Source organism: Microbacterium sp. cf332, from assembly GCF_900102175.1.
Taxonomy (GTDB): domain Bacteria; phylum Actinomycetota; class Actinomycetes; order Actinomycetales; family Microbacteriaceae; genus Microbacterium.
Genome location: NZ_FNKN01000001.1, coordinates 640,260 through 667,164, shown reverse-complemented (window position 1 = coordinate 667,164; position 26,905 = coordinate 640,260). Strand labels below are relative to the sequence as shown.

Annotated in this window: 25 protein-coding genes and 4 tRNA genes; 20 read left to right on the top strand and 9 right to left on the bottom strand. The window is 70.2% G+C overall.

The window, feature by feature from the left end; translation table 11 throughout:
* Positions 1–28: 28 nt before the first annotated feature.
* The 4 genes from BLT21_RS03155 to BLT21_RS03140 all read right to left on the bottom strand — a co-directional run bounded on the left by BLT21_RS03155 (position 29) and on the right by BLT21_RS03140 (position 5,251).
* Positions 29–2,173, bottom strand: a complete 2,145-nt coding sequence (locus tag BLT21_RS03155; protein WP_091499133.1) for a 3-hydroxyacyl-CoA dehydrogenase NAD-binding domain-containing protein — start codon at positions 2,171–2,173, stop codon at positions 29–31.
* 11 nt (positions 2,174–2,184) lie between these two features.
* Entirely contained in the window at positions 2,185–3,399 is a 1,215-nt protein-coding gene (locus tag BLT21_RS03150) for a thiolase family protein (protein ID WP_091499130.1), read from the bottom strand.
* Between the two features lie 72 nt (positions 3,400–3,471).
* Positions 3,472–4,668: an HRDC domain-containing protein gene (locus tag BLT21_RS03145; RefSeq protein ID WP_091499127.1), complete on the bottom strand. Its 1,197-nt coding sequence runs from the start codon at positions 4,666–4,668 to the stop codon at positions 3,472–3,474.
* A complete protein-coding gene (locus BLT21_RS03140) occupies positions 4,661–5,251 on the bottom strand; it encodes a DUF3000 domain-containing protein (protein ID WP_091499124.1) in 591 nt (196 codons plus the stop codon). Before BLT21_RS03140 ends, BLT21_RS03145 begins: the two co-directional genes overlap by 8 nt.
* 25 nt (positions 5,252–5,276) lie before the next feature.
* Here BLT21_RS03140 and BLT21_RS03135 point away from each other — a divergent pair, with 25 nt between their 5' ends.
* Complete coding sequence (locus tag BLT21_RS03135) at positions 5,277–6,497, top strand: alpha/beta hydrolase family protein (RefSeq protein WP_091499123.1); 1,221 nt, start codon at positions 5,277–5,279, stop codon at positions 6,495–6,497.
* Here BLT21_RS03135 and BLT21_RS03130 read toward each other — a convergent pair.
* Positions 6,451–7,158: a dihydrofolate reductase family protein gene (locus BLT21_RS03130; RefSeq protein ID WP_256335894.1), complete on the bottom strand. Its 708-nt coding sequence runs from the start codon at positions 7,156–7,158 to the stop codon at positions 6,451–6,453. The genes BLT21_RS03135 and BLT21_RS03130 overlap by 47 nt on opposite strands.
* Before the next feature lie 33 nt (positions 7,159–7,191).
* Between BLT21_RS03130 and zapE the strand changes: the two genes are divergently transcribed.
* From zapE to BLT21_RS03115, 3 genes are all read left to right on the top strand, one after another.
* Positions 7,192–8,220 (top strand): cell division protein ZapE, encoded by a 1,029-nt coding sequence (gene zapE / locus BLT21_RS03125; RefSeq protein ID WP_091499122.1) that lies wholly within the window; start codon positions 7,192–7,194, stop codon positions 8,218–8,220.
* Between the two features lie 166 nt (positions 8,221–8,386).
* Complete coding sequence (locus BLT21_RS03120) at positions 8,387–9,655, top strand: ammonium transporter (protein WP_091499121.1); 1,269 nt, start codon at positions 8,387–8,389, stop codon at positions 9,653–9,655.
* Positions 9,656–9,828: 173 nt separating this feature from the next.
* Positions 9,829–10,401, top strand: coding sequence for a type II toxin-antitoxin system PemK/MazF family toxin (locus tag BLT21_RS03115; RefSeq protein WP_091499120.1), 573 nt, complete (start codon positions 9,829–9,831; stop codon positions 10,399–10,401).
* Between the two features lie 181 nt (positions 10,402–10,582).
* On the opposite strand, the gene BLT21_RS03110 is transcribed toward BLT21_RS03115, so the two are convergent.
* Positions 10,583–10,656, bottom strand: a tRNA-Val gene (locus BLT21_RS03110).
* Between the two features lie 151 nt (positions 10,657–10,807).
* Here BLT21_RS03110 and BLT21_RS03105 point away from each other — a divergent pair.
* The 4 genes from BLT21_RS03105 to BLT21_RS03090 all read left to right on the top strand — a co-directional run bounded on the left by BLT21_RS03105 (position 10,808) and on the right by BLT21_RS03090 (position 11,914).
* Positions 10,808–10,879: transfer RNA gene (locus tag BLT21_RS03105), tRNA-Gly, on the top strand.
* Between the two features lie 55 nt (positions 10,880–10,934).
* A tRNA-Cys gene (locus tag BLT21_RS03100) sits at positions 10,935–11,005 on the top strand.
* A 27-nt stretch (positions 11,006–11,032) separates the two neighbouring features.
* Positions 11,033–11,107, top strand: a tRNA-Val gene (locus BLT21_RS03095).
* 300 nt (positions 11,108–11,407) lie between these two features.
* On the top strand, positions 11,408–11,914 hold the full coding sequence (locus tag BLT21_RS03090) for a glycine cleavage system transcriptional repressor (protein WP_091499118.1): 507 nt from the start codon (positions 11,408–11,410) through the stop codon (positions 11,912–11,914).
* Positions 11,915–11,932: 18 nt separating this feature from the next.
* Here the strand turns inward: BLT21_RS03090 and BLT21_RS03085 are convergent, their stop codons facing one another.
* Positions 11,933–13,096, bottom strand: a complete 1,164-nt coding sequence (locus BLT21_RS03085) for an SLC13 family permease (RefSeq protein ID WP_091499115.1) — start codon at positions 13,094–13,096, stop codon at positions 11,933–11,935.
* Positions 13,097–13,291: 195 nt separating this feature from the next.
* Between BLT21_RS03085 and thrS the strand changes: the two genes are divergently transcribed.
* The 3 genes from thrS to BLT21_RS03070 all read left to right on the top strand — a co-directional run bounded on the left by thrS (position 13,292) and on the right by BLT21_RS03070 (position 16,538).
* On the top strand, positions 13,292–15,310 hold the full coding sequence (gene thrS / locus BLT21_RS03080) for a threonine--tRNA ligase (protein ID WP_091499111.1): 2,019 nt from the start codon (positions 13,292–13,294) through the stop codon (positions 15,308–15,310).
* Positions 15,307–15,864: an HIT family protein gene (locus BLT21_RS03075; RefSeq protein ID WP_371113415.1), complete on the top strand. Its 558-nt coding sequence runs from the start codon at positions 15,307–15,309 to the stop codon at positions 15,862–15,864. The genes thrS and BLT21_RS03075 overlap by 4 nt, the downstream gene beginning before the upstream one ends.
* An 80-nt stretch (positions 15,865–15,944) precedes the next feature.
* Positions 15,945–16,538 (top strand): hypothetical protein, encoded by a 594-nt coding sequence (locus BLT21_RS03070; RefSeq protein WP_091499107.1) that lies wholly within the window; start codon positions 15,945–15,947, stop codon positions 16,536–16,538.
* Positions 16,539–16,562: 24 nt separating this feature from the next.
* Here BLT21_RS03070 and pdxY read toward each other — a convergent pair whose 3' ends face one another.
* Positions 16,563–17,414 carry a pyridoxal kinase PdxY gene (gene pdxY, locus BLT21_RS03065; protein ID WP_091499104.1) on the bottom strand — a complete coding sequence of 284 codons (852 nt, stop codon included), beginning with the start codon at positions 17,412–17,414 and terminating at the stop codon, positions 16,563–16,565.
* A gap of 3 nt (positions 17,415–17,417) precedes the next feature.
* Complete coding sequence (locus tag BLT21_RS03060) at positions 17,418–18,746, bottom strand: aminotransferase class I/II-fold pyridoxal phosphate-dependent enzyme (RefSeq protein WP_091499100.1); 1,329 nt, start codon at positions 18,744–18,746, stop codon at positions 17,418–17,420.
* An 85-nt stretch (positions 18,747–18,831) separates the two neighbouring features.
* Between BLT21_RS03060 and pdxS the strand changes: the two genes are divergently transcribed.
* The 9 genes from pdxS to secF all read left to right on the top strand — a co-directional run bounded on the left by pdxS (position 18,832) and on the right by secF (position 26,880).
* Positions 18,832–19,728 carry a pyridoxal 5'-phosphate synthase lyase subunit PdxS gene (gene pdxS, locus BLT21_RS03055; RefSeq protein WP_371113414.1) on the top strand — a complete coding sequence of 299 codons (897 nt, stop codon included), beginning with the start codon at positions 18,832–18,834 and terminating at the stop codon, positions 19,726–19,728.
* Between the two features lie 4 nt (positions 19,729–19,732).
* Entirely contained in the window at positions 19,733–20,356 is a 624-nt protein-coding gene (pdxT, locus tag BLT21_RS03050) for a pyridoxal 5'-phosphate synthase glutaminase subunit PdxT (RefSeq protein WP_091499093.1), read from the top strand.
* 10 nt (positions 20,357–20,366) lie between these two features.
* A complete protein-coding gene (locus tag BLT21_RS03045; RefSeq protein ID WP_091499091.1) occupies positions 20,367–21,128 on the top strand; it encodes a YebC/PmpR family DNA-binding transcriptional regulator in 762 nt (253 codons plus the stop codon).
* Positions 21,129–21,252: 124 nt separating this feature from the next.
* Positions 21,253–21,825: a crossover junction endodeoxyribonuclease RuvC gene (gene ruvC, locus BLT21_RS03040; protein WP_091499089.1), complete on the top strand. Its 573-nt coding sequence runs from the start codon at positions 21,253–21,255 to the stop codon at positions 21,823–21,825.
* Between the two features lie 81 nt (positions 21,826–21,906).
* Positions 21,907–22,524, top strand: a complete 618-nt coding sequence (gene ruvA, locus BLT21_RS03035) for a Holliday junction branch migration protein RuvA (RefSeq protein ID WP_091499087.1) — start codon at positions 21,907–21,909, stop codon at positions 22,522–22,524.
* Positions 22,517–23,542: a Holliday junction branch migration DNA helicase RuvB gene (ruvB, locus tag BLT21_RS03030; RefSeq protein WP_091499076.1), complete on the top strand. Its 1,026-nt coding sequence runs from the start codon at positions 22,517–22,519 to the stop codon at positions 23,540–23,542. Before ruvA ends, ruvB begins: the two co-directional genes overlap by 8 nt.
* A 79-nt stretch (positions 23,543–23,621) precedes the next feature.
* Positions 23,622–24,128 (top strand): preprotein translocase subunit YajC, encoded by a 507-nt coding sequence (gene yajC, locus BLT21_RS03025; RefSeq protein WP_091499064.1) that lies wholly within the window; start codon positions 23,622–23,624, stop codon positions 24,126–24,128.
* Positions 24,129–24,172: 44 nt separating this feature from the next.
* Positions 24,173–25,891, top strand: a complete 1,719-nt coding sequence (gene secD, locus BLT21_RS03020) for a protein translocase subunit SecD (protein WP_091499062.1) — start codon at positions 24,173–24,175, stop codon at positions 25,889–25,891.
* Positions 25,891–26,880 carry a protein translocase subunit SecF gene (gene secF, locus BLT21_RS03015; protein WP_091499061.1) on the top strand — a complete coding sequence of 330 codons (990 nt, stop codon included), beginning with the start codon at positions 25,891–25,893 and terminating at the stop codon, positions 26,878–26,880. The genes secD and secF overlap by 1 nt, the downstream gene beginning before the upstream one ends.
* The last annotated feature ends 25 nt before the right edge of the window (positions 26,881–26,905 follow it).

Sequence of the window (26,905 nt, the reverse complement as noted above, 5' to 3'; positions counted from 1 at the left end):
GTCCTCGTCGGCGACGTCGCGCGCGGCGTCAGCGGTGCGCGATGCCGCGGATCGGCGGGTGATGGAACGTGTCGCCGAACGCGCGATCAGACGCGCCCTCGCGGTCGAGGTAGGGCGAGGCTCCTCCGTCGATGAAGGGCCAGCCGGCACCCAGGATGAGGCACAGGTCGATGTCCTGGACCTCGGGGACGACCCCCTCGTCGAGCATGATCTTGATCTCCTGCGCCAGACCGTCCTGCACGCGCTGCAGGATCGTGTCCGCCGACACCGGCGTCGAGCCGATCGCCTTCTTCGCGATCTTCTCCGCCGCCTTCGTGAAGCCGGTGACGCGGCCGCCCTTGTCCTTCTCGACGACGTCCGTCAGCTCGGCGAGTCGGTGGAAATTCTCGTTCGCGTAGAAGCGGTCGGGGAAGGCCGAGGTCATCGTGTCCTGCACGTGCGCCGCGACCTTCCATCCGACCAGGTCGATGAGCTGGAACGGTCCCATGGGCAGGCCGAGCGGTGCGAAGGCCTTCTCGACGTCCGCCAGCGGGGTGCCCTCGTAGACAGCCCGAGCCGCTTCGCCCATGACCTTCGCGAGAAGGCGGTTGACGACGAAGCCCGGCGCGTCGGCAGTGAGGACGGCGTTCTTGCCGAGGCCCTTCGCGACGACGAACGCGGTCGACAGAGCAGCATCCGTCGTCTGCGGTGTGCGCACGATCTCGATCAGCGGCATCACCGCGACGGGGTTGAAGAAATGGAAGCCGACCAGCCGCTCGGGGTGGGCGAGCCCGGCGCCGATCTCCTCGACCGACAGCGACGACGTGTTCGTCGCGAGGATCGCGTCATCGGCGACGATCTTCTCGATCTCGCCGAACACCTGCTGCTTGACCCCGACCTCCTCGAACACGGCCTCGATGACGAAGTCGCAGTCGGCGTACTCGGTCTTGTCGACGGTGCCGTGGACGAGCGAACGGAGCTTGCCGGCGGTGTCGGAGTCGATGCGGCCCTTCGTCTCGAGCTTGCCGATCTCCTCGCGGATGTAGGCGAGCCCCTTGTCGACGCGTGCCTGGTCGAGGTCGGTGATCAGCACGGGAACTTGGAGGCGCCGGAGGAACAGCAGCGCGAACTGGCTGGCCATGAGGCCGGCGCCGATGACACCGACCTTCGTGACCTTCTTGGCGAGCGCCTTGTCGGGTGCGCCCACCGGCCGCTTCGCACGCTTCTGCACGAGATCGAACGCGTACATCGACGCAGCGAACTGGTCGCCCGAGATGAGGCGGGCGAGCGCGTCGTCCTCACGGGCGAATCCGTCGTCGCGCGATCCGCCGCGCGCCTTCTCGAGCAGGTCGAGCGCGAGGTAGGGCGCCACCGGCACCGTGCCGATCTTCGACTCGAGCATGCCCCGGGCGACCTTGACGGCGATGGGCCATTTCGTCAGCCGTTCGAGCTTGCCCGGCTCGTTCTTGCGCGAGACGGACACGGTGCCCGAGAGCACCCGGTCCGCCCAGGCGAGGGAGTCCTCGAGGTAGCTGACCGCAGGGAAGATCGCGTCCATGATGCCGAGCTCGAACGCCTGCTGCGGCTTGAGCACGCGGTTCTGCTTCAGCGGGTTGCTGATGATCACCTCGAGCGCGTTCTCGATGCCGATCAGGTTCGGCAGCAGGTAGGCGCCGCCCCAGCCGGGGATGAGACCGAGGAACACCTCGGGCAGTGCGATGGCCGCCGCGGATGCGTCGACGGTGCGGTAGGTGCTGTTGAGCGCGATCTCGAGACCGCCGCCGAGCGCGAGACCGTTCACGAAGGCGAATGACGGCACGCCGAGCTGCGAGAGTCGACCGAGAACCTGGTGTCCGCGCTGCGCGACGAGCTTGGCGATCTCGGGCGAGGGCAGGCGCGAGACGTCGGAGAGGTCGGCACCGGCGGCCAGGATGTACTGCTTGCCCGTGATGCCCACCGCGTCGATCTCGCCGGCCGCGGCCCGCGCTGCAAGCGCATCGAGCACGCCGCCCAGCTCCGCAAGGGTCGCGGGGCCGAGCGTGTTGGGACGGGTATGGTCTCGGCCGTTGTCGAGGGTGATGAGCGCGAGCGTGCGGCCCGAGGCGAGCCGGACGTCGCGCACCAGCGAGTGCGTGACGACCTCGTCACCGGTGAGCGCGTCGAGGGGGGAGAAGTCGATGTCGTCGTAGGTCATGTCGGCGCGTCTCACTTCTTCGGGTTCTTCTTCTTGCCGGTGTAGTGCGGGTTCTCCCAGATGACCGAGCCGCCCTGACCGAGACCCACGCACATGGCGGTGAGGCCGTAGCGCACGTCCGGGCGCTCTGCGAACTGGGCGGCGAGCTGGATCATGAGGCGCACCCCGGATGCCGCCAGCGGGTGACCGACGGCGATGGCGCCGCCCCACGCGTTGACGCGCGGATCGTCGTCGGCGATCCCGAAGTGGTCGAGGAGCGACAGGACCTGTACCGCGAACGCCTCGTTGAGCTCGAACAGGCCGATGTCGTCGATCGACAGGCCGGCCTTTGCAAGTGCCTTCTCGGTGGACGGGATGGGCCCGATGCCCATCACCTCGGGCTGGACGCCCGCGAATCCGAACGAGACCATGCGCATCTTCGGGGTGAGACCCAGCTCCTTCACGGCCTGCGCGCCGGCGAGGAGACTGATCGTCGCTCCGTCCGTGAGCGGCGACGAGGTCCCGGCGGTCACGCGGCCGTGCGGGCGGAACGGGGTCTTCAGCTGCGCGAGGCCCGCCATCGTCGTCTCCGGGCGGCGGCCCTCGTCCTCGGTCGCGAGGCCCCAGGCGCCGTCGGCGGACTTCACCGCGACGGGCACGAGATCGGGCTGCAGCTTGCCGGCGTCATAGGCGGCCTGCGCCTTGTGCTGGCTCAGCATCCCGAACCGGTCGGCCCGCTCCTTGGTGAGGGCGGGGAACCGGTCGTGCAGCCGCTCGGCCGTGATGCCCATGTTCAGCGCGTCGGGGCTCACGAGCTTCTCGGTGAGGAAGCGGGGGTTCGGGTCGGCGTCGCCGCCGAGCGGGTGACGGCCCATGTGCTCGACACCGCCCGCGAGGGCGAGGTCGTACATGCCGATGCCGATCGAACCGGCCATCGTCGTGACGCTCGTCATGGCGCCCGCGCACATCCGGTCGATCGCGAAGCCGGGAACGCTCTGCGGGAGACCCGCGAGGATCGCGGCCGTGCGCCCCAGCGTGAGGCCCTGATCGCCCTCCTGCGTCGTGGCGGCGATCGCGACATCGTCAATGCGGTCGAGCGGGACACCGGGGTTGCGTTCGATCACGCCCCGGATGGCCTTGACGACGAGGTCATCGGCTCGGGTGTTCCAGTACATGCCCTTCTCGCCGGCGCGCCCGAAGGGGGTACGCATGCCGTCGATGAAGTAGACGTCAGAGATCTCGGCCACTTTGCCTCCAGAAGATGGGATCGGATCCAGCCTAGGGAGCGGTCGAGGCCGGAAAAATCGGTTGGATCGAACCTACGAAGCCGCCGCGGGAGGCGCGGCATCCGAGTTCACGGAATCCACAAAGGCTTGGGCGATCAGCTGTGCGGTCTGCTCAATCTGCCATCGTCGCGCACCGAGCTCGGCGAGGGCGGCGCCGACGGACTCGACCGTCACCTCGGCGGGCGGCGCCCAGGCCACACGACGCAGCAGCTCGGGCGTGAGCAGATTCTCCGTCGGCATCGACAGCTCCTCCGCGCGGTGCTCGACGGCGGGCCGCGCGGCCTTGAGACGCGCGTCGGCGGGCGGGTTGCGGTCCACCCACGCGCGGGGCGGCGGCAGACCGTCGCCGGGCAGGCGGTCGGGCGGGAGCGACTGCTCGGCACGTCCGGCCTCGATCGCCGCCCACCACCGGTCGAGCTGCGAGCGGCTCGCGCGTCCGGTGAAGTCCTTGAGCCGAGCCAGATCCTGCTTCGTCTTCGGGTCGGCCGCGAGCGCAGCGACCAGCGCGCGGTCGGGGACGAGCCGTCCCGGGGCGACATCCTGCTCGCGCGCATATTCCTCGCGGGCCGTCCACAGCGCGCGGGCCACCGCCAGCGCGCGCCGGCCCCGGACGGTGTGCAGCCCGCTGAGACGGCGCCACGGATCCTCGCGCGGGGCCTTGACGGGCCGGTCGAGCACCGCCTGGAACTCCTGGGCGGCGATATCCACCTTGTCCTGCGCCTCGAGTTCGAGGGCCAGCGCATCGCGGACATCGATGAGGTGCTCGACATCGAGCGCGGCGTACTCGAGCCAGGACTGCGGCAGCGGACGCGTCGACCAGTCGGCCGCGGAGTGCGCTTTCGCCAGGACGATGCCGAGCGTGTCCTCGACGACGGCGCCGAGCCCGACCCGGGCGTGGCCGAGGAGCCGCGCCGCCAGCTCCGTGTCGAAGATCGACACGGGATCCAGGCCCGCCTCGCGTAGCGACGGGAGGTCCTGGCTGGCGGCGTGGAGCACCCACTCGACACCGCCGATCGCGTCCTGGAGCGGCGCGAACGTCGAGATCGCAGGGGGGTCAAACAGATGGACGCCCGCGCCGCGGCGGAACACCTGGATGAGATAGGCGCGCTGCGAGTAGCGGAAGCCGGAGGCGCGCTCGACGTCGACGGCGACGGGGCCGTCTCCGGCGGCGAGCAGCGCGGCGGCGCGTTCGAGTCCGGCGTCATCGGCGATGACGGTGTATTCAGCCACGGTTCCCCCGGCGTGCTCCGAAGACGGCGACGCCCTCCGACCCCGGAGGAAGGCCGGCCAGCATGCAGGTCAGTTCCGCCCAGGCGTCGATATGGGCGGTGATGTCGCCGAGGGGCGACCACGACGCACGCAACTCTATCTGCGCACCGTCGCCCTCGTCGGCCAGACTCCCGAAACCGCGGGAGAGCGTCTTGGTAGCCGTCCCCGACACGGAGTGGAACGACGCGGCGCGGTGGTCGAGGGCGTCGATCAACCAGGACCAGGCCACTTCGGCCAGAAGGGGGTCGACACCGATCTCCGGCTCGAGCGGTGCTTGCGCGAAGGCGACGATCCGCCAGGGTCCGCCCCAGGCGTCGGGCGCGTCCGCGTCATGCAGCACGACGATGCGGCCGGTGCCGTAGGGCGAGTCGACCGCGTGCTCCTCGGGACGGACGTCTCCGGCGAGCGCGATCGCCTCGGGCGCGAGGCCGGACGGTGCGGGGATCTCGCGCACGACGAGGTCGTCGCGGAATGACATCGCGAGCACCGCCTCGCGGGCCACGGCGAAGGCCGTCGCATCGACAGGAGGGCGGGAATCGGCCACGTCGACAGACTAGAGTGAGGCCTCGATGATGGGTTCCAGGCGCGCCGGGGCCGCGGGCGTATCTCCCGCCGCAGCCACCGCCGCGAAGACGACGGCCGCGGCACTCGCCGGGGCCCTCGGAATCACCCTCGCGGCACTCGGGGCGGTGTCGATGCGCGTTGCGCGCAGAGTCGTGACGCCGGCCGGCCGCACGCCCGATATCGAGCTGCTCGCCGTCGACGTGGCAGCGCAGACGCTCACTCTCTCGCGCAACGCCGACACCGAGCTGCCCGGACGATACGGCATCTTCACGACCGGGACGGCGCCGTACGTCAAGGTCGGGGCCGTCCTCGCCCGGGACGAGACCTCGGTCAGGCGCAAGCTGCTCACCGAGATCGGCGTCGACGACCGGCTCTCGTCGGAGGCGGCATTCAGCGGCTGGTACTACACCGATCCGGCCGAGCTGCACCTCCCCGTCGAGTCCCAGCTCATCGGTTCCCCGCTCGGTCCGTGTCCGGCCTGGTTCTTCCCGGCTGAGGACGATACCGGCAGCCCGAGCGACACCTGGGTCATCCAGATCCACGGGCGCGGGACCACGCGCGCCGAGACCCTGCGCGCCGTGCCCGTCTTCCACGCCGCCGGCATCTCGTCGCTGCTGGTGTCGTACCGCAACGACGGGGAGGGGCCGCGCAGCCGCACGGGGACGTACATGCTGGGCGCCACCGAATGGCGCGACGTGGATGCCGCCATCGCCGCAGCACGCCGGCGCGGTGCCCGCCGGGTGCTCCTCATGGGGTGGTCGATGGGCGGGGCGATCGCTCTGCAGGTGGCCCTGAACTCGGCGCATCGCGACGTCATCGCGGGCATCGTGCTGGAGTCGCCCGCGATCGACTGGCGCATCGTGCTCGACTACCAGGCGCAGCTCCTGCGCATTCCGGGTCCTGTCGCGACGACCGCCGTCCGAGCGCTCGACAGCCGCTGGGGATCGCGGGTCGTGGGACTGAACACGCCCATCCCGTTCGACCGGCTCGACGTCGTCGCCCGGGCGGCCGAGCTGCAGCACCCTGTCCTCATCCTCCACAGCGACGACGACGGATTCGTACCTCCCGATGCGTCGTATCAGCTGGCCGCGGCCCGCCCCGACCTGGTCGAGCTCGAGGTCTTCCAGACGGCTCGTCACACCAAGCTGTGGAACTACGACCCGGAACGGTGGACCGGCATCATCGGCGCGTGGCTCGAGCGTCGACGCGCAGCCGAAGGTAGCTGAAGCCCGCCGCGTCCATGAGGGCGCCGGTCACCGTGGTCGGCTGCTCGTCCGTCAACGGGAGCACGGGATGAGTCACGGGGCCGACCCGCGGCGCGACGGTGAGACAAAGCTCATCGACGACACCGGCCGCGACGAATTGGCCAGCGAGCGACGGGCCGCCCTCGCAGACGACGCGGGTCCAGCCGCGCTCGGCCAGGGCCGCGAGAACCTCCGCGGGAGAGAGGTCGGGGCCCGCCCCGGCGGTCACGACGCCGACGCCCGCCGGCACGGCAGGCGCGACGCCCGCCGGCACGACGATCACGACCCGGTCGGCATCGGCGCCGTCGAGACGGTGCCCCTCGAGCCGGCCCGATCGCGAGACGACCGCGAGCGCAGCGGTGCGCGGCACGACGTAGCCCTCGGCACGGACGCTCTCGGCACCCACCACGACCACGTCGGCGTCGCGACGGATGATGCCCAGGACGGTGCGGTCGGTCGGGCTCGAGATCGAGTCGCTGGTGCCGTCGCCGCCGGAGGCGGAGCCGGTGAGCGTCGATACCATGTTCACCCGCACGTACGCGTCCGACTCCCGGTGGTATCGCGCGGTGAGCCATGCCCGTCCGGCATCCGTCGCGGAATCCGCGCTCTCGCCGGTCTCCGGCAGCATCTCGGTCACGCGCACGGCGTCATCCTTTCACGCCGTTAGGGTTGATCCGTGACGAGCACATCCGCCGGAATCCTGCGCCTCAGCGACCGCCGTCCCGAGGTGAGCGGCTCCGAGATGCTCGGCGCTCTCGTGCCCCCGCCGCAGTTCGACGCGGCCACGTTCGACACGTACCGCACCGACCCGCAGTACCCCTCGCAGCAGGAGGCGAAAGAGCTGCTCGAGGCGTTCGCCGGTGGCGGGGCGCCCGCGTCGCGAGGGGGCCTCTTCCGCCGGGCCAAGAAGGTGCCCGCGACGAAGCCCGGCGTCTACCTCGACGGCGGGTTCGGCGTGGGCAAGACCCACCTGCTCGCGTCGATCTACCACGCGATGCCCGCCCGTCGGAAGTACTTCGGCTCGTTCATCGAGTACACGGCGCTCGTCGGCGCGGTGGGCTACCAGAACACGGTGCAGCTGCTGCGCGGCGCGGACCTGCTGTGCATCGACGAGTTCGAGCTCGACGATCCCGGCGACACGATGGTCATGACCCGCCTGCTCGGTGAGCTCGTCGCCTCGGGCACGCGCTTGGCCGCGACCTCGAACACGCCTCCCAACGCGCTCGGGGAGGGCCGCTTCGCCGCGCAGGACTTCCTGCGCGAGATCCACGCGATGGCCGCCAGCTTCGAGACGATCCGCATCGACGGCACCGACTACCGCCAGCGAGCCGTCGACGGCCATGCCGTCGCGCTCGGCCCTGACGCCTACCAGAGCGAGATCACCGCCGCCGCCGCGCTCGGCGCGGTCTCGGACGACGCGTTCGCCGATGTCGTCTCCCACCTCGCGACGGTGCATCCCTCGCGGTACATCCGCCTGCTCGACGACGTGTCCGTCGTCGGCCTGCGCGACGTGACGCAGCTGACCGACCAGTCCGCGGCGCTGCGGTTCGTCGCCTTCGTCGACCGCGCCTACGACGCGCAGATCCCGATCCGCGCCACCGGCCGGCCGCTCGACGAGGTCTTCGGCGACGAGATGCTCGGCGGCGGCTACCGCAAGAAGTACCTGCGCGCCATCTCGCGCCTGGTGGCTCTCACCCACTCCTGAGCGAGCACCCAGCCGCCACCCGGCGCGCCGAAACCTGATGTTTACCGGGGGAGCGATCGCGTAACCGACCGGAAACACGAGTGCGTCGTCGGGGGAAACTGGGCCCCTCGACACTGAAGGGACCCGACGCTACACCTGCGTCCCTGCAGAGAGGTTTCCCTTCGAGATGGATCAAGGCAACACCGCATTCATACTCATCGCGGCCGCGTTCGTCCTGCTGATGACGCCTGGACTCGCGTTCTTCTACGGCGGCCTCGTCAAGGCCAAGAGCGTCATCAGCATGATGATGATGAGCTTCGGCGCGCTCGGCCTCATCGGCGTCCTCTGGGTGCTGTTCGGGTACGCCATCGCCTTCCCGGGCGCTGAGGGCACCGTCGCACCCTGGTCGATCGACTGGAGCGCGATCGGCTTGAGCAGCCTGCTCGAGACCCCGGAGGACGCGGCCTTCCCGCCCATGGCCTTCGTCTGCTTCCAGGCGACGTTCGCCATCCTCACCGTGGCGCTCGTGTCGGGCGCTATCGCCGACCGCGCCAAGTTCGGCTCGTGGATGCTGTTCGCCGGCGTCTGGGCGACGGTCGTGTACTTCCCGGTCGCCAGCTGGGTGTTCAACTTCGGCCTCGCCGACGACGGTTCGTTCGCCTACGGCGGCTGGATCACCAAGGGTCTGCAGGACGTCTTCGGCGTCGGAGCGATCGACTTCGCCGGTGGCACCGCGGTGCACATCAACGCCGGTGCGGCGGCCCTCGCGCTCGCCCTCGTCCTCGGCAAGCGCGTCGGCTTCCAGAAGGGCGTCCACGTCCCCCACAACCCGCCGTTCGTGCTCCTCGGCGCCGGCCTGCTGTGGTTCGGCTGGTTCGGCTTCAACGCGGGCTCCGAGCTCGCCGCCGACGGCACCGCGGCCCTCGCGTTCATCAACACGATCGCCGCCCCGGCCGCCGCGCTGCTCGCGTGGCTGCTCGTCGAGAAGATCAAGGACGGTAAGCCGACCTCGGTCGGCGCGGCATCGGGTGCCGTCGCGGGTCTCGTCGCGATCACGCCGGCCTGCGCCTCGGTCGACCCGATCTGGGCCATCCTGCTGGGCTTCATCGCCGGTGCCGCCTGCGCCCTGGCGATCGAGCTGAAGTACAAGCTCGGTTTCGACGACTCGCTCGACGTGGTGGGCATCCACCTCGTCGGCGGCCTCATCGGCACGCTCTACCTGGGCTTCTTCGCCAACGGCACCGGCCTGTTCATGGGCGGCGACGCCAGCCAGCTGATCGTCCAGGCGATCGCGGCCTTCGCGGTCCTCGCGTACTCGTTCATCCTCTCGCTGGCCATCGGCTTCCTCATCGAGAAGACGATCGGCTTCCGCGTGAAGAACGAGGACGAGATCGCGGGCATCGACACCGTCATGCACGGCGAGGTCGGCTACACCCTGTCGGACTCGAAGGTCTGATCGGGCTCACCCTCGATATCGGGGCGGGGCGTCGCGGAGAGATCCGCGGCGCCCCGCTTCTGCGTGCGCTTGCCACGGGTGACCTGGCGGCACTCGCCGCATGCACGGCGTCGCAGCGGCGGCACCCGTCATCTGAGCCCGAAGATGGCGGCCGCGTGGGTTAGTTTTGCCGCATGAGTGTGCTTTCGCGCGTGTGGGATCTGCTGCGGCGGCGGACGGCGCGCAGCGGCGAGATGCGCAGCCGCCTCGGAGCGAGCGGGGGAGTCGCATCGCCACGGAGCCGTGGCGGCGAGCCCGTACGCGCCGGCGAGACCCTGTCGTCGGCCGGGTCGGAGTCGGCCGTCGTCGAGATGGCGCTGCCCGACGCGCGCGGCCTCCGGCTGGCATACGAGCCCCGTCCGGATGCGGAGCCCGACCCCGGTGAGATCGTGTGGGCCTGGGTGCCGTACGAGGAGGATGCCACGCGCGGCAAGGACCGCCCGATGCTCGTCCTCGCCCGGGCCGGACGCGGCAGCAGCTGGGCGATGAAGCTGACGAGTAAGCCCCATGACGGCGAACGCGATCACCTGCCCCTGGGGACGGGCGACTGGGACCGCGAGCGCCGCCCATCGTGGCTCGACGTGGATCAGATCTATCTCGTGCCGGTTGCCGGCATCCGTCGCACCGCAGGCTCCCTCGACCGTTCGACGTATGCACGCGTCGCGCAGTCGCTCTCGGAGCGCTACGGCTGGCGCGTCGCAGGGTGACCGGCTGCCTGCTTTCCTGAGGTCACGAGCGAGTCGTTCTCGGACCGGCCCGTCGGTGGTGCGATCTCGATGGCGCTGTCTGAGTGTCGGAACGACGGACGTGCGCGACTCGGGTCTCGCGCGTGAGACGCGCCGGGAAGCAGAACGCCCCGGTCGAGATCATCGACGCGGAGCGGGAGAGTGGGCGATGCGGGACTCGAACCCACGACCTCTTCCGTGTGAAGGAAGCGCGCTAACCAACTGCGCCAATCGCCCGTGCTGGCCCGGAAGGGCCGAGACACGAGCATACCGGATGACGCGGGCGTTCCCGAACCTCGGGCGAGACACGCGCGGGGCGCCGCCGGTTTTGCACTCGTGCGATCGTCGGCTAATGTTTAACAAGTGCCGGAGCGATCCGGAACGAAATGCGGATGTAGCGCAGTGGTAGCGCATCACCTTGCCAAGGTGAGGGTCGCGAGTTCGAATCTCGTCATCCGCTCGAGTGCGAGGATTCCCCGTGAGGGAGATCCGGCACGTGGGTCAGAACCACACACGGTGGCGTGGCCGAGCGGCTAGGCACCGGCCTGCAAAGCCGTTTACACGGGTTCGAATCCCGTCGCCACCTCGCCTCATAACTGAACAGCCTGTACAGGCGCGATTGGCGCAGCGGTAGCGCGCTTCCCTGACACGGAAGAGGTCACTGGTTCGATCCCAGTATCGCGCACCAACGAACCCCCGGTTTACCGGGGGTTTTTTGTTTGCTGGCACGCCTCGACCCAGCAGGGAGCGCGACCAGAAGATGGCCGGCGTCGAGGCAGCATCCATCGACGTGCTTCCACCCGGCAGCCCCGAGTTGGTCGATGAAATCGCCCCCGGTCGTGCCAACAGCGTGATCGTGAACGATTCGTGGGATTTCTCCTGCCCCTGATAGGTCGGGATTCGTCGGGAAGGCCGAGGCTGTCGTCTCGCGGGCGGGCGGTCCCGGAACACAGACTCCGACGTCGAGCCCGCCGCTAGGCTCGGGGGCATGACGCAACTCGTGCTGACCGTCGTCGGAGACGATCGGGTCGGACTCGTCCGTACCCTCGCCGACACCGTGGCCGCGAACGGCGGCAACTGGGAGCGCAGCGAGCTGGCCGAGCTGGCAGGCGCGTTCGCGGGCATCGTGCTGGTCGAGGTGCCGGCCGATCGCGAGACGGGTCTCGTCGCCGCTCTGGAGCGCCTCGACGGGCTGTTGCGGATCACGACCCATCAGCCGCTGGCTCCCGCGATGGCGACCGGTCAGGTGCTGCGGTTCACGGTGCTCGGCAACGACCGCCCCGGCATCGTCCGTGAGGTGAGCGACGCGATCGGCGCCCACGCCCTCAGCATCGATGCACTGACGAGCCGCACGCTCGATGCGCCGATGGCGGGCGGCACGCTCTTCGAAGCGACCCTCGTCGTTCGCCTGCCCGCCGAGTTCGACGCGGCGGACATCGTCGCCGATCTCGAGCGCCTCGCGGGCGAGATCCAGGTAGACCTCACGCTCACGTGACGGGCCGACGCCGCCCGTTCAGCGCAGCGCGAGCGGGATGACCGACAGACCGACCACGAGCGGCGCGGCGACGAGCCCGCCGAGGACGAAGCGCCGCCAGGGCACATCGACACCGACCGCCTGCAACCGCTCGTGCCAGAGCAGCGTCGCCAGCGACGCCCACGGGGTGATGAGCGGTCCCGCATTGACGCCGATCAGCAGCGCACCGAGCCGCTCCGGCGTTCCCGCGGCGGATTCGAGCAGCAGATAGGCCGGCAGGTTGTCGACGGTGTTGGCGGCCACGAGGGCGGTGCCGGCCATGCGCCACAGCTCGAATGAACCGCCCGTTTCTCCTGCGACGACCGATACGAGCGCTGCGGATCCGAGCGACTCCAGCGCCGCCATGGCGGTGAACAGTCCTGCGGCGAACACGAGCAGCTGCCACGGGACGAGGCGCACCGAGAGCCCCCGCGGCGAACGCCACGCGAACAGGGCCACGAGGAGGGCGGCGGCGACGGTCGCCGGGATCCACGGCTCCACACCGCTCACGAGGGCGGGCATGAGCGCGACGACGACGGCTGCCGCGACGACCAACTGCATCCGGTCGGTGACCCGGGGGATCGGCGCGGGGGTGAATCGCCCGACGAGCGACCGGCGATGGAGGACGAACAGCAGGGCGACCGTCACGAGGATCGCGATCGCCGCCGATGGGCCCATGAGCGCGAGGAAGGCGAGCGGCCCGCCGTCGGGCAGCCTGCCGAGCGCAAGCAGATTGGTGAGGTTGGACACCGGCAGCACGAGTGACGCGGTGTTGGCGAGCCAGACGGTCGTGAAGGCGAAGGGGAGGGGCGGCAACCCGTTCGCGCGCGCGACGGCGACCACGACGGGAGTGAGGAGCACGGCCGTGGTGTCGAGCGACAGGAAGGCCGTCGCGACGACCGCGAGCACCACGACGAGGAGCCACAGCGCGGCGGTGCGGCCCCGCGAGGCCCTCGCGAGCCACCCGGCCGCGACGTCGAACACCCCGGCCTTGGCGGCGAGCTCGGCCACGACGGTGACGGCGACGACGAACGCGAGGATCGGCGCGACGCGCTCGACGATGTCGGCGAGGTCGTCCGGGGGCAGGACTCCGGCGACGACCGCGACCGCCGCCACGAGCAGCAGTGCGGCTCCGGCGATCGCGAGCTTCACGGCATCCATCATGACCCCTCTGACGCGCTCCCGGAGCGTGAGGCGCCCGCAGGTAGGATCGAGCCATGGAACGTCGCCGGAACGGAGCCCTCGCGCTCACCCGCTTCGTCGCCGACGGCCGAACGCTCTCCGCCTGAGCGGGCGGGACGCGGCGTGCGTCCGAAGCTGAGTAGCCTTGATCAGAGCCACCCATCTGGAGATGTTCCCTTGACTGACGTCGTTTCCCCGTCGGACGTGTCGTACCCGGCCGACGGTTTCGCCCTCTTCCCCGATCGCTCCGTCGTCGCGCTGCGCGTCAACGGCGAGCTGAAGGACCTCGCGACGGTCGTCGCCGAGACGGATGCCGTCGAGCCGGTCGCCGTGTCGAGCCCCGACGGTCTCGCGATCCTCCGCCACTCGACCGCGCACGTGCTGGCCCAGGCGGTGCAGCGCATCCGGCCGCAGTCGAACCTCGGCATCGGACCGCCCATCGAGGACGGCTTCTACTACGACTTCGGCGTCGACGAGCCCTTCACCCCCGAGGACCTCAAGTCGATCAAGAAGGAGATGGAGCGGATCGTCCGCGAGAACCAGCGGTTCGTCCGTCGGGTCGTCACCGCGGACGAGGCGCGAACCGAGCTGGCCGACGAGCCGTTCAAGCTCGAGCTCGTCGATCTCGCCGGCGGTCCCGGCTCCGGCGCCGACGCCGCAGAGGGTGCCTCGGCCGAGATCGGCGCGGGTGAACTGACGATCTACGACAACGTCACCCGCGATGGCGAGACCGCCTGGAAGGACCTCTGCCGAGGGCCGCACGTGCCCGGCACCCGCCTGGTCGGCAACGGCTGGGACCTCACCCGCGTGGCGGCCGCATATTGGCGCGGCAGCGAGAAGAATCCGCAGCTGCAGCGCATCTACGGCACCGCGTGGCCGTCGAAGGACGAGCTGCGCGCATACCAGGAGCGTCTCGCGGAGGCGGCCCGCCGCGATCACCGCAAGCTCGGTGTCGAGCTCGACCTGTTCTCGTTCCCCGACGAGATCGGACCCGGCCTGTCGGTGTTCCACCCCAAGGGCGGCATCATCCGGTACGAGATCGAGCGGTACATGCGCGAGCAGCTGCTGGCGAACGACTACGAGGTCGTGAACACCCCGCACATCACCAAGGGCGACCTGTTCATGACGAGCGGCCACCTGCAGTGGTACGCCGACGGCATGTACCCGCCGATGAAGCTCGACGAGACCGTCGACGCCGAGGGCAACGTGACCCGGCAGGGGCAGGAGTACTACCTGAAGCCGATGAACTGCCCGTTCCACAACCTAATCTTCCGCTCCCGTGGTCGCAGCTACCGCGAGCTGCCGCTGCGCCTGAGCGAGTTCGGGTCGGTCTACCGCTACGAGAAGAGCGGCACGCTCTCGGGGCTCACCCGGGTGCGGGGGATGACCCAGGACGACACCCACATCTACGTCACGCCCGACCAGGTCGAGGACGAACTCGTCCGCAGCCTCGAGTTCGTGCTGCAGACCCTGCGCGACTACGGCCTGAACGACTTCTACCTCGAGCTGTCGACGAAGGAGGAGGGCAACCCCAAGTTCATCGGCGACGACGCCCTGTGGCAGCAGGCGACCGAGACCCTGCGCCGCGTGGCGGAAGGCTCGGGCCTGGAACTCGTCCCGGATCCCGGCGGCGCTGCGTTCTACGGCCCGAAGATCTCGGTCCAGGCTCGCGACGCGATCGGCCGCACCTGGCAGATGTCGACCATCCAGCTCGACTTCAACCAGCCCGAGCGGTTCGAGCTCGAGTACACCGGTCCCGACGGCGAGAAGCATCGTCCTGTGATGATCCACCGCGCTCTGTTCGGATCGATCGAGCGGTTCTTCGCCATCCTGCTCGAGCACTACGCGGGTGCCTTCCCGGTCTGGCTCGCGCCGGTTCAGGTGGTCGGCATCCCCGTCGCAGACGACTACGCGCCGTACCTGCAGGAGATCGTCTCGCGTCTACGCAAGGCCGGCGTCCGTGCCGAGCTCGACCGGTCCGACGACCGGATGCAGAAGAAGATCCGCACCCACACCACGCAGAAGGTTCCGCTGCAGCTCATCGCCGGCGAGCAGGACCGCGCCGGCGGCACGGTGTCGTTCCGCTTCCGCGACGGGTCGCAGACCAACGGCGTGCCTGTCGACGAGGCGGTCGAGCTCATCCTCGGCGCGATCGCGAATCGGACGCTCGTCGACACCGCGGAGCAGCTCGCGTGAGCGACTTGTCGGGCACCCGGCGCCCGGTCGAGGACGCCGCGCACCTGGCCGGAGTGCCCGACGAGTTCCAGCGGCTGTGGACCCCGCATCGGATGGCGTACATCCAGGCGGGCCCCGAGCCGCTCCGCGACGAGTGCCCGTTCTGCGCCGCGCCCGGCAAATCGGATGCCGACGGTCTCATCGTCGCGCGGGGGCGCACGGCCTATGTGCTGCTGAACCTCTTCCCGTACAACTCGGGGCACCTGCTCGTGTGCCCCTATCGGCACATCCCGACGTACGATCTCGCGACGCCCGAGGAGGTCGCGGAGATCGGCGCTCTGACACAGACGGCCATGCGGGTGCTGCGAGAGGTGTCGCGCTGCGACGGCTTCAACCTCGGGATGAACCAGGGCGCCGTCGCGGGCGCCGGCGTCGACGGGCACCTCCATCAGCACGTCGTGCCGCGGTGGGCGACCGACGCCAACTTCTTCCCGATCATCGCGAAGACGAAGGCGCTGCCGCAGCTGCTCGGCGAAGTCCGCGAGGCTGTCGCGAGCGCTTGGCCCGTGGACTGAGCAGACACTGAGACGCGGGCGCAAGCCCGAGCATCGGGACCCGCCTGCGGGATAGCCTGGCCACCCACCGAGGAGGCACCGTGTCCATCACCGCCCATGTCCGTCCGCCCGTCGTCATGACGCTGGCCGTGGTGGGGCTGCTCGCCCTCGCCGGCTGCTCGTCCGCGGGCGGATCCGCCGGCGACGCGTCGCCGACGTCGTCGCCGGTGCCGGCGGAGTCCGGCACGTCGACACCCGCCGCGGGGGACGACATCGACGAGGCCTCGGGTGAGACGGTCGACGCGCTCGCCGAACGCGACGCCTTCATCGCGGACCAGCAGCAGCCTGTCGGCCAGCCGACGCTGACGGCGAAGACGCCGGCGCAGCACGAGCTCGTCGCGCAGCAGCGGGCACACCTCGAGGCCAACGGCGGACAGTGGTCGGAGCAGGCGGAGACGGTGACGCTCGCCCTCGGGCTCGACGCGTGCGAGACCTCGATCCTCAACGGCCACGAGATCGATCTGGCGGCGTTCCGCACGCACGTCGTGACGTCGCCGCTCATCGACAGCCTCGCCGTCGACGACGCCTCGCGGGAGGGCGCCGTGAGCATCATGGTCTTCGGCACGCGCTTCCTCTGCCCGGACGACGCCCCGCAGTGGGAGCAGGCCTGGACAGAGTCCGGCGGCGAGTACTGAGCGAGCCGACCGGGACGGCCCGGCTCAGCGCACCTGCTCGACGGTGAACTGCATCCGCGGGTGGGCGTAGGCCTCCTGGCTCTCGACGAGCTGCAATTCGCGTTCGCCCGACTCGTGGGTGCGTGCGAGCAAGTCGAACACGCTCGAGGTCGTGCGCGCGAGGGCCTCGGCGGCCGATCCCGTGCTGCGGTAGTGCGCGGTGAAGAGCGCGGCGGTGACGTCGCCCGAACCGTTCGCCTTCATCGGGATGCGCGGCGTCCGCACGATCCAGGCGCCGGCGTCGTCGACGGCCAGCATCTCGATCGTGCCCTCGGGCGCGTCCGGCCGCTCGACGCTCGTCACGAGGACGGTGCGCGGGCCCATCCCGCGTGCGGCGTCGACCGATGCGAGGGTGGACTCGAGGTCGGTCGGCTCGGTCTCGGTGAGGAAGCCCAGCTCGAACTGGTTCGGCGTGATGATGTCGGCGGCCGGGACGACGCGCTCGCGCAGGAGGATCGGGATCGCGGGCGCGACGAAGCAGCCCGAGGTGGCGTTGCCCATGACGGGATCGCACGCGTAGACGGCGTCGGGGTTCGCCGCCTTCACGCGCGCCACCGCATCGAGGATGACGTCGGCGATCCCCTCGCCGCCCTGGTAGCCGGACAGCACGACATCGATCTGCGGGAACGCGCCGCGGTCCTCGATGCCCGAGATGACGGCACGGACGTCATCGGGGCTGATCAGCGGGCCGCGCCACGCGCCGTAGCCGGTGTGATTCGAGAAGTTGACCGTGTACACCGGCATGACCTCGACGCCGATGCGCTGCAGCGGGAAGACGGCGGCGGAGTTTCCGACGTGGCCGTACGCGACGGCGGACTGGATCGAGAGCACCTTCATGGGTCATGCCTTTCGGGAGGGGAGGGCGGCGGCGACGAGGTCGCGCACGAGGAGTGCCGTGTCGTCGTCGTCCAGATCGTGGACGGTCAGACGCAGATGACGGGAAGCGGCATGATCGGCCAGGCGGAACTCGTCGCCGGTGCGCGCGAGCCAGCCCCGTCGCATGAGCGCGTCGGCGACGACCCGGGCGGTTCCGGGCACCTCGACCCAGAGGCTCAGCCCGTCTCCGGCCGAGCACGGCAGCCCGGCGCGCGAGAGGGCGGCGGCGAAGGCGGCGTTCCGAGCCGCGTAGTGCTCGCGCGCGGTAGCCACGGTGCCCGCGGCGGTCTCGTCGGTGACGAGCGCGTGCGCGAGCCGCTGCAGCAGGTGGCTGACCCACGTCGTACCCGATCCGAGACGCAGGGCGAGGCGCTCCGCCGTCACGGGGTCGGACGCGGTCACCGCGAGGCACATGTCGGGCCCGAGGAACTTCGACACGGAGCGCACGCGCGCCCATCGTTCGTGGCGCTCACCGATGACGGAGCGATAGGGCTGCGTCGAGAGGAGGCTGAAGTGGTCGTCCTCGATCACGAGGACGTACGGGTGGTCGGCGAGCACGTCGCGCAGGGCGGCAGCACGTCCGTCGGACAGGCTGGACCCGGTCGGATTCTGCGCCCGAGGCGTGATGACGACGGCCCGCGCGCCGGCGTCGAGGGCAGCGCGCAGACCCGCGACGGTCATGCCCTCGTCGTCGACCGGCACGGGGAGCGCGCGGTAGCCGGCGAGTCGCACCGTGTGGATGCTGGCGAGGAAGCACGGGTCCTCGAGCGCCACCGCGTCGTCGCGCGTCAGCGCCTGCGCCAGGAGTCGCTCGACAGCATCGACCGCGCCTCCCGTGATCGTGAGGTTCACGACGTCACCGGTCGGGTCGTCGGCGGCGAACCACTGCTCCGCCCAGTCCGCGAGTCCGCGGTCGATGACGGGCTCGCCGTACAGCACCGGTCGTCCGGCGACGCGCGCCAGCACAGCGCTCGGATCGGGGATGAGCGCGGGATCGGGGTTGCCGGACCCGATGTCGCGCAACACGGTGTCGGCGGCGACGCCCTCCGATGCGACGGTCGAGACCTCGGCGATCCGCGTGCCGCCGCGACCGCGGGCGACGACGACCCCCGCCTGAGCGAGCAGGCGGTATGCGGCCACGACCGTGTTGCGGTTCACGCCCAGGCTCTCCGCGAGTGCGCGGACGGGCGGCAGCGCGTCGTCGGCGCGGAGCGCGCCCCGCTCGAGCAGCATCCGCACGCTGTCGGCGATGTCGCCCGCGGTGTGTCCGGTGATCGTGTCGGGGAGGGTCATCGAGACGATCTTATGTCGGATGCCATGCTACGTTTTGGCCTAGGCCGTAACCGACAGGCGTGGACGGCCCAGATCGGAGCACATCGTGTCGAACGACCAAGCGGTCACCGGGACCTCGCGCGTCAAGCGCGGCCTCGCCGAGATGCTGAAGGGCGGCGTCATCATGGACGTCGTCACCGCCGAGCAGGCGCGCATCGCCGAGGACGCGGGCGCCGTCGCCGTCATGGCTCTCGAGCGCGTCCCCGCCGACATCCGCGCTCAGGGCGGCGTGGCCCGCATGAGCGACCCCGACCTGATCGACGACATCATCGCGTCGGTGTCGATCCCCGTCATGGCGAAGGCGCGCATCGGTCATTTCGTCGAGGCGCGCGTGCTGCAGGAGCTCGACGTCGACTACATCGACGAATCCGAGGTGCTGTCGCCCGCGGACTACACCCACCACATCGACAAGTGGGGCTTCACCGTCCCCTTCGTCTGCGGGGCCACGAACCTGGGCGAGGCGCTGCGCCGCATCACCGAGGGAGCGGCGATGATCCGCTCGAAGGGCGAGGCGGGTACGGGCGACGTCTCCGAGGCGACCCGTCATATCCGGACCATCACGTCGGAGATCCGCGCTCTCCGCGCGAAGAGCCCCGATGAGCTGTACGTCGCGGCGAAGGAGCTCCAGGCTCCGTACGACCTCGTCTCCGAGGTGGCCGCGACGGGCGCGCTGCCGGTCGTGCTCTTCACCGCGGGCGGCGTCGCGACCCCCGCGGATGCCGCGATGATGATGCAGCTCGGCGCCGACGGCGTCTTCGTCGGCTCGGGCATCTTCAAGTCCGGCGACCCCGCGCGCCGTGCCGCGGCCATCGTGAAGGCCACGACCTTCCACGACGACGCCGCCATCGTCGCGGAGGCCTCCCGAGGGCTCGGTGAGGCGATGGTCGGCATCAACGTCTCGGACCTGCCCGCGCCGCACCGCCTCGCCGACCGCGGCTGGTGAGTCGGTGACCGCCGGCGCACCCCGCGTCGGGGTGCTCGCGCTGCAGGGCGACGTGCGCGAACACGTCCGGATGCTCGCCGGGCTCGGCGCGACGACCGCCCTCGTCCGCCGGCCCGCCGACCTCGCCGACCTCGAGGGTCTCGTTCTCCCGGGCGGCGAGTCGAGCGTCATCGACAAGCTCGCCCGGGCGTTCGGGATGCAGCGGCCCGTCCGCGACGTCATCGCCTCCGGCCTGCCCGTGTACGGGACGTGCGCGGGCCTCATCCTGCTCGCCGACCGCCTGGACGGAGCGATCACGGGCCAGGAGACGTTCGGCGGGCTCGACGTCACGGTGCGGCGCAACGCCTTCGGCGGACAGAGCGAGTCGTTCGAGGCGGAGCTCTGGGTGCCGGAGCTCGCGGCCGGATCCGAGAGCGCCCCCGTCCGTGCGGCGTTCATCCGCGCGCCGCTCGTGACCGAGCTCGGCGGGAACGTGCGCGCGCTCGCCGCGCTGCCGGACGGGGGCGTCGTCGCCGTCGAGCAGGGGAATCTCCTGGGCACGGCATTCCACCCCGAGGTGACGGGGGAGTGGAGGTTCCACGAGAGGTTCCTCGCACGCGTCCGTGAGGTCGCGGCGTCGTCCCGGTAGGATCGAAGCCATGTCCGGTCACTCCAAATGGGCCACGACCAAGCACAAGAAGGCCGTCGTCGACGCGCGCCGTGCCAAGTCGTGGGCCAAGCTCATCAAGAACATCGAGGTCGCGGCGAAGCTCGGCGGTGCCGACCTGCAGGGCAACCCCACGCTCTTCGACGCCGTGCTGAAGGCCAAGAAGACCTCGGTCCCCAAAGACAACATCGACCGCGCCATCAAACGCGGGGCCGGTATCGGCGGCGAGGCCGTCGAGTATTCCTCGATCATGTACGAGGGCTACGGGCCCAACGGTGTGGCCTTCCTCATCGAGTGTCTGACCGACAACAAGAATCGGGCCGCGGCCGAGGTGCGCACCGCCCTCAGCCGCAACGGGGGCACGCTCGCCGACCCCGGCAGCGTCGCGTACAACTTCAGCCGCAAGGGCGTCATCGTGGTCCCCTCCGAGGGCACCACCGAGGACGACGTCATGCTCGCGGTGCTCGAGGCGGGCGCCGAGGAGGTCGAGCCGCACGGCGAGGGCTTCGGCGTCATCACCGAGGCCTCCGACCTCGTCTCGGTGCGCAGCGCGCTGCAGGAGGCGGGGATCGAGTACGACTCCGCCGACGTCGAGTTCGTCCCGTCGCTGAAGGTGGAGGTCGACGCCGACACCGCCCGCAAGGTCTTCCGACTGATCGACGCCCTGGAAGACAGCGACGACGTGCAGAACGTCTTCACCAACTTCGACCTCACCCCCGAGGTGCAGGCCGAGCTCGAGAACGACGACGAGTAGACATCCCCGTGCGGGGCTAGGTTCCCGGCATCCGGCGCCGTCCATTCCGCGCCGGATGCCGGGAACTGCGCGTTTCGCGGTCAGTCGTCCCGGATCGATCGCCCGTCGGACGTAGCGTGGGGGAGTGTCCTCTCCCCTCCGCGTCCTCGGTGTCGACCCCGGTCTGACCCGGTGCGGCGTCGGTGTCGTCGACGTCGCACGCGACCGGTCCGCGGCCCTCGTCCACGTCGATGTGGTCCGCTCCGCGCCCGATCTTCCGATCGAGCGTCGTCTCGCCACGATCGCCGCGGGCCTGCGGGCCGTGATCGCCGAGCATCGGCCGCACGTCGTCGCGGTCGAGCGGGTCTTTGCGCAGAACAACCGCAGCACCGTGATGGGGACGGCGCAGGCGAGCGGCATCGCCCTGCTCGTCGCGGCGGAGAACGGATTGGAGGCGGCGACCCACACGCCCTCCGAGGTCAAGGCCGCGATCACGGGCTACGGATCGGCCGAGAAGCTGCAGGTGCAGACGATGGTGGCGCGGGTGCTCCGGCTCGACGCGCTGCCGCAGCCCGCCGACGCCGCCGACGCGCTCGCCCTCGCGATCTGCCACGCCTGGCGCCGCGGAGCGGGCGCCGGGCCGTCCGCCGCAGGATCCACCGCGCTCACGCCGGCACAGCGGGCATGGGCGGAAGCCGAGCGCCTGTCACGCCGCTGAGCGGGTGAAGCGCGACGGGGGCGCCCCGAGGAGGTGCGTGTCGCTCGAACATACCTGCGAAGCGCCGCTTAGGCTCGGAGGATGATCTCCTCCCTGCGCGGAAGCGTGCTGCATCTCGAGCCCGACAGCGTCGTCATCGACGTGGGCGGCGTGGGGTTCTCCGTCGCGGTCACCCCCGACATCGCGCGGTCGTTCCACGTCGGCGACGAGATCGTGCTGCACACCAACCTCGTCGTCCGCGAGGACGCCCTCGCCCTCTTCGGCTTCGAGACGCGCGAGCAGCTCAGCGTTTTCCTTCTGCTGATCGGCGTCACCGGGGTGGGCCCGAAGTCCGCGCTCGGCGTCCTCTCGGCGCTGAGCGTCGTGCAGATCGCCGAGGCCGTCACGGCCGAGGACGACGCACCGTTCCGCCGGGTGTCGGGAATCGGACCGAAGACCGCCAAGCTCATCGTCGTGCAGCTCTCCGGCAAGATGCACGCGGTGACGTCGGCACAGCCTCCGGCCGCTTCCTCGGCCGGTGGGACCCTCTCGGCGCAGGTCGTGGCTGCGCTGACCGCTCTCGGTTGGAGCGAGCGCGTCGCCGTCGACGCCGTCGCGCAGGTGACCGCGCACGCCGACGCTCCCGCGACGGTGCCGGGCCTTTTGAAGCTCGCCCTCCTCCAGCTCGGCCCCGCGCGCCCGGAGCAGTCCGGTGTCTGACGCCCACGGCCTCGCCGCCGACGAGACCGAGCTCGCCGTCGAAGGCGCGCTGCGACCGACGTCGCTCGCGGAGTTCGTGGGTCAGCAGAAGGTGCGCGGGCAGCTCGAGCTTCTGCTGCAGGCCGCCGCCATGCAGGATCGCCCCGCCGACCACATCCTGCTCTCGGGCCCTCCGGGCCTCGGCAAGACCACCCTCGCCATGATCGTCGCCCACGAGAGCGGACGCCCGCTGCGGATGTCGAGCGGACCCGCCATCCAGCACGCCGGCGATCTCGCGGCGCTGCTGTCGAGCCTCGTACCGGGCGAGGTGCTCTTCATCGACGAGATCCACCGCATGGCGCGGTCGGCCGAGGAGATGCTGTACCTCGCGATGGAGGACTTCCGCATCGACATCATGGTGGGCAAGGGCGCCGGGGCGACCAGCATCCCGCTCGAGCTCGCACCGTTCACGCTCGTCGGCGCGACGACCCGGTCGGGGCTCCTGCCGAACCCGCTGCGCGACCGCTTCGGGTTCACCGCGCACATGGAGTACTACGAGCCCGAAGAGCTCGAACGGGTCATCCAGCGTTCCGCGAGCGTGCTCGCCGTCGACGTCCCCCCGATCGCACGCGCCGAGATCGCCCGCCGCTCGCGGGGCACGCCGCGCATCGCGAACAGACTGCTGCGTCGCGTGCGTGACTTCGTGGTCGTGCACGGTGACGCCGCGGCCGGCGCGACCGAGGCCGACGTCGCCGCCGCGCTCGAACTCTACGACGTCGACCCCATCGGGCTCGACCGTCTGGACCGGGCCGTCCTCGACGCGCTGGTCCGCCGGTTCGGCGGCGGCCCGGTGGGTCTGAGCACCCTCGCGGTGACGGTCGGCGAGGAGGGCGAGACGATCGAGTCGGTCGTCGAGCCCTACCTCGTGCGGATCGGTTTCATCGGTCGGTCCCCTCGGGGGCGGGTGGCCATGCCGTCGGCGTATCGGCACCTGGGCGTGGCCCGTGCCGATGGGGCGCTCGAAATCGATGACCTATAATCGCTGAAGGCTTCTCGCCGACGAATCCCGAGGCTGCGCATTCTTCGCGTGCCGACCCGTGAAAGGTGCTCCCACCTCCATGCTCTTCTCCGCCATCGCCCAGGCCGACACCGCTCCCGCGAACCCCGCGCTGCAGTTCTTCGCCGAGTACGGCCTGCTCATCATCCTCGCCCTCCTGATCGTCTTCATGTTCTGGAGCCAGCGTCGCCGCGCTCAGCGGATGAAGGCGGAGCAGGCCGAGAAGTCGCGTCAGCTGCTGCCGGGGGCGAAAGTGCTCCTGCAGGGTGGCTTCTACGGCACGATCGTCGAGTACGACGGCGAGGACCTCTCGAAGTCGGCCCGCGTCGAGCTGGCGCCCGGCGTCGAGGTCGAGGTTCACAGCCAGGCGATCCTGCGGGTCGTCGACCCCGCCGAGGGAGAACTGACCGAGGACGAGTACATCGAGGCTGAGGAGCACCACGACGAGTACGTCGCAGACGTCGAGCAGGGGCTGATCACCTCGGTGAGCGATGACGCCGCCCGCGACCGTGCGGCGGGCGCTGCGCCCGACGGCACCGCGGACCGCGACGACAAGCCCCGCGCCTGACCCGCCGGTATCCCCGGCGCTCGCTCGACGAAAGCTGACCCCCTGTGGCGACTTCCACACCTGTGCGCCGTGCCTGGCGCGCGCTGACCGGACTCCTCGTCCTCACGGCGCTGTTGTTCGGTATCAACGCCCTCGGCGTCCACGTGTTCAAGGCGAGCTCGTGGGCTCCGGAGCTCGCGCTCGATCTGCAGGGCGGCACGCAGATCATCCTCGAGGCGCAGTCCGACGGCACCACACCGTCGAACGAGCAGATGCAGCAGGCGGTGTCGATCATCCGGCAGCGCATCGACGCCTCGGGTCTCGTCGAGGCCGACATCGCCACGCAGGCCGGCAACCAGATCGTGGTCCAGCTGCCCGGCGAGGTCGACGACGAGACGCGCGAGCGCATCGACGCCTCGGCTCAGCTGCAGCTGCGCGCGGTGCTCTACACCGGTTCCCCCGCGACGAGCTTCGTCGGTGAGGACGGCAACGAGACGCCCTATCCGACCCCCGACCCGACGCTCGCGGCGACGCCGTCGGTCGCCCCGTCGAACGGCAGCGACCCGGCATGGATCACGGAGGCACTGCAGGCGCAGTTCCTCGCGTACGACTGCGCGGACCCCGCGAACGACCCCGCGAACGCACCCGCCGACCAGCCGCTCATCACCTGCGACCGCACCGGAACGGCGAAGTACATCCTCGGTCCCGTCGAGCTCGACGGGTCGTCGATCAACGACGCGACGAACGGTCTCGAGCAGACCACCGGCCGCTGGGCCGTGAACATCACGTTTAACCAGCAGGGCACCGAGACCTTCGGCCAGATCAGCCAGCGCCTGTACGGCCAGCAGGCCCCGCTCAACCAGTTCGCGTTCGTCCTCGACGGCGACGTCCTGTCGGCGCCGTCGATGGATGCGGTGATCCTCACGGGCAAGCCCTCCATCACCGGCACCTTCGACCAGGACACGTCGAAGGTGCTCGCGGATCAGCTGAAGTTCGGCGCCCTGCCTCTGAGCTTCGAGGTCCAGAGCACGAACACCATCTCGGCGACCCTGGGATCGCAGCAGCTGCAGATCGGCCTGATCGCCGGCCTCATCGGGCTCGCCCTCGTCGCGATCTACTCGCTCGTGGTCTACCGGGCGCTCGGCACCGTGATCATCGCGTCGCTGGTCGTGATGGCGGTACTGACCTACGTGGCGCTCGCGATCCTCGCGTGGCGCATGGGCTTCCGTCTGTCGCTCGCCGGTGTCGCCGGCCTGATCGTGACGATCGGCTTCACGGCGGACTCGTTCATCGTCTACTTCGAACGCATCCGAGACGAGCTGCGCGACGGCAAGTCGATCACGGGCGCTGTGGAGGACGGCTGGTCACGCGCGAAGCGGACGATCTTCATCTCGAAGTCGATCAACATCCTCGCCGCCGTCGTGCTCTACATCCTCGCCGACTCGACCGTGAAGGGTTTCGCTTTCACCCTCGGTCTGACGACGGCCATCGACATCCTCATCTTCATCCTCTTCACCCATCCGGTGCTGCAGCTGCTCGTGCGCACGCGCTTCTTCGGCTCGGGACACCCGCTGTCGGGCCTCGATCCCGAGGCCTTGGGGGCGGTGTACCGCGGGCGGGCGCAGTTCCGGGCTCCCGTCGCGGCGGGCGCGAAGACGGCGGCCGGTCGCCGCGCGGCCAAGTCGCGGGGCGAAGCCGAGAGGCGGCAGACGATCGCAGAGCGCAAGCGCGCCGAGCAGGTCACGGGCGGCGACGCGCGTGGCGTGACGGGGGACGAGGACTGATGAAATTCTTCAACAAGTTCGGAAACGACCTCTACACGGGCAAGGTCTCGTTCCCGTTCGTCGCGCGTCGGACCCTCTGGTTCATCATCGCCGCGGCGCTCGTGCTCGGATCGGTGCTCGTCCTGGTCGTGAAGCCGCCGCAGTTCTCGATCGAGTTCACCGGTGGCTCGCAGTTCACCGTGACCAACGTCGCGAATCCCGACCAGCTGCTCGCGACCGACGCCGTCCAGGCCGTGGTCCCCGGTGCGGCGACGAAGGTCACGACGATCGGCGAGGACGCCGTGCGCGTGCAGACCGATCAGATGTCGGACACCGAGACGCGCGACGTCACGGCCGGGCTCGCCGAGGTCTATGACGTCCCCACCGCCGAGGTGAGCTCGTCGTTCATCGGGCCCAGCTGGGGGCAGGACGTCACCCGCCAGTCGCTGTGGGGCTTGGCGATCTTCCTCGCCCTGACCTTCATCATCCTGGCGCTGTACTTCCGCACATGGAAGATGTCGGTCGCCGCCATCATCGGCCTGATCGACGTGCTCGTGGTCACCGTGGGCGTCTACTCGCTGTTCGGCTTCGAGATCTCGCCGGCCGCCGTCATCGGCTTCCTCACGATCCTCTCGTACTCGCTCTACGACACCACCGTCGTCTTCGACAAGGTGCGCGAGAACACCTTCGAGGACGGCGAGAAGTCGGGGCGCACCTTCGGCGAGTCGGTCAACCTGGCGGCGAACCAGACACTCGTCCGGTCCATCAACACGACGATCGTCGCCGCGTTGCCGACGGGGGCCATCCTCTTCATCGGCGCCCTCTGGCTCGGCGCGCAGACCCTGACCGACATCTCGCTGTCGATCTTCGTGGGCACGCTCGTCGCGGCGTACTCGACGCTGTTCGTGGCCGTGCCGCTGTTCGCCCTCCTCCGCGAGAGCGAGCCGGGGATCAAGGCCAACGACACCCGCGTGGTCGACGCCCGCGAGCGCGCCGCAGTCGCGGCCTGAGCCCGGAGAGCGCGCGTAGAATCGT

Bases quoted from the DNA above. Each gene is read 5' to 3' on its own strand.
- ruvA (WP_091499087.1), top strand. From the start codon at position 21,907: ATGATCTCCTCCCTGCGCGGAAGCGTGCTGCATCTCGAGCCCGACAGC.
- pdxY (WP_091499104.1), bottom strand. From the start codon at position 17,414: ATGAAGGTGCTCTCGATCCAGTCCGCCGTCGCGTACGGCCACGTCGGA.
- BLT21_RS03045 (WP_091499091.1), top strand. From the start codon at position 20,367: ATGTCCGGTCACTCCAAATGGGCCACGACCAAGCACAAGAAGGCCGTC.
- BLT21_RS03115 (WP_091499120.1), top strand. From the start codon at position 9,829: ATGAGTGTGCTTTCGCGCGTGTGGGATCTGCTGCGGCGGCGGACGGCG.
- yajC (WP_091499064.1), top strand. From the start codon at position 23,622: ATGCTCTTCTCCGCCATCGCCCAGGCCGACACCGCTCCCGCGAACCCC.
- BLT21_RS03090 (WP_091499118.1), top strand. From the start codon at position 11,408: ATGACGCAACTCGTGCTGACCGTCGTCGGAGACGATCGGGTCGGACTC.
- BLT21_RS03060 (WP_091499100.1), bottom strand. From the start codon at position 18,746: ATGACCCTCCCCGACACGATCACCGGACACACCGCGGGCGACATCGCC.
- BLT21_RS03135 (WP_091499123.1), top strand. From the start codon at position 5,277: ATGATGGGTTCCAGGCGCGCCGGGGCCGCGGGCGTATCTCCCGCCGCA.
- BLT21_RS03085 (WP_091499115.1), bottom strand. From the start codon at position 13,096: ATGATGGATGCCGTGAAGCTCGCGATCGCCGGAGCCGCACTGCTGCTC.
- secF (WP_091499061.1), top strand. From the start codon at position 25,891: ATGAAATTCTTCAACAAGTTCGGAAACGACCTCTACACGGGCAAGGTC.
- BLT21_RS03155 (WP_091499133.1), bottom strand. From the start codon at position 2,173: ATGACCTACGACGACATCGACTTCTCCCCCCTCGACGCGCTCACCGGT.
- BLT21_RS03120 (WP_091499121.1), top strand. From the start codon at position 8,387: ATGGATCAAGGCAACACCGCATTCATACTCATCGCGGCCGCGTTCGTC.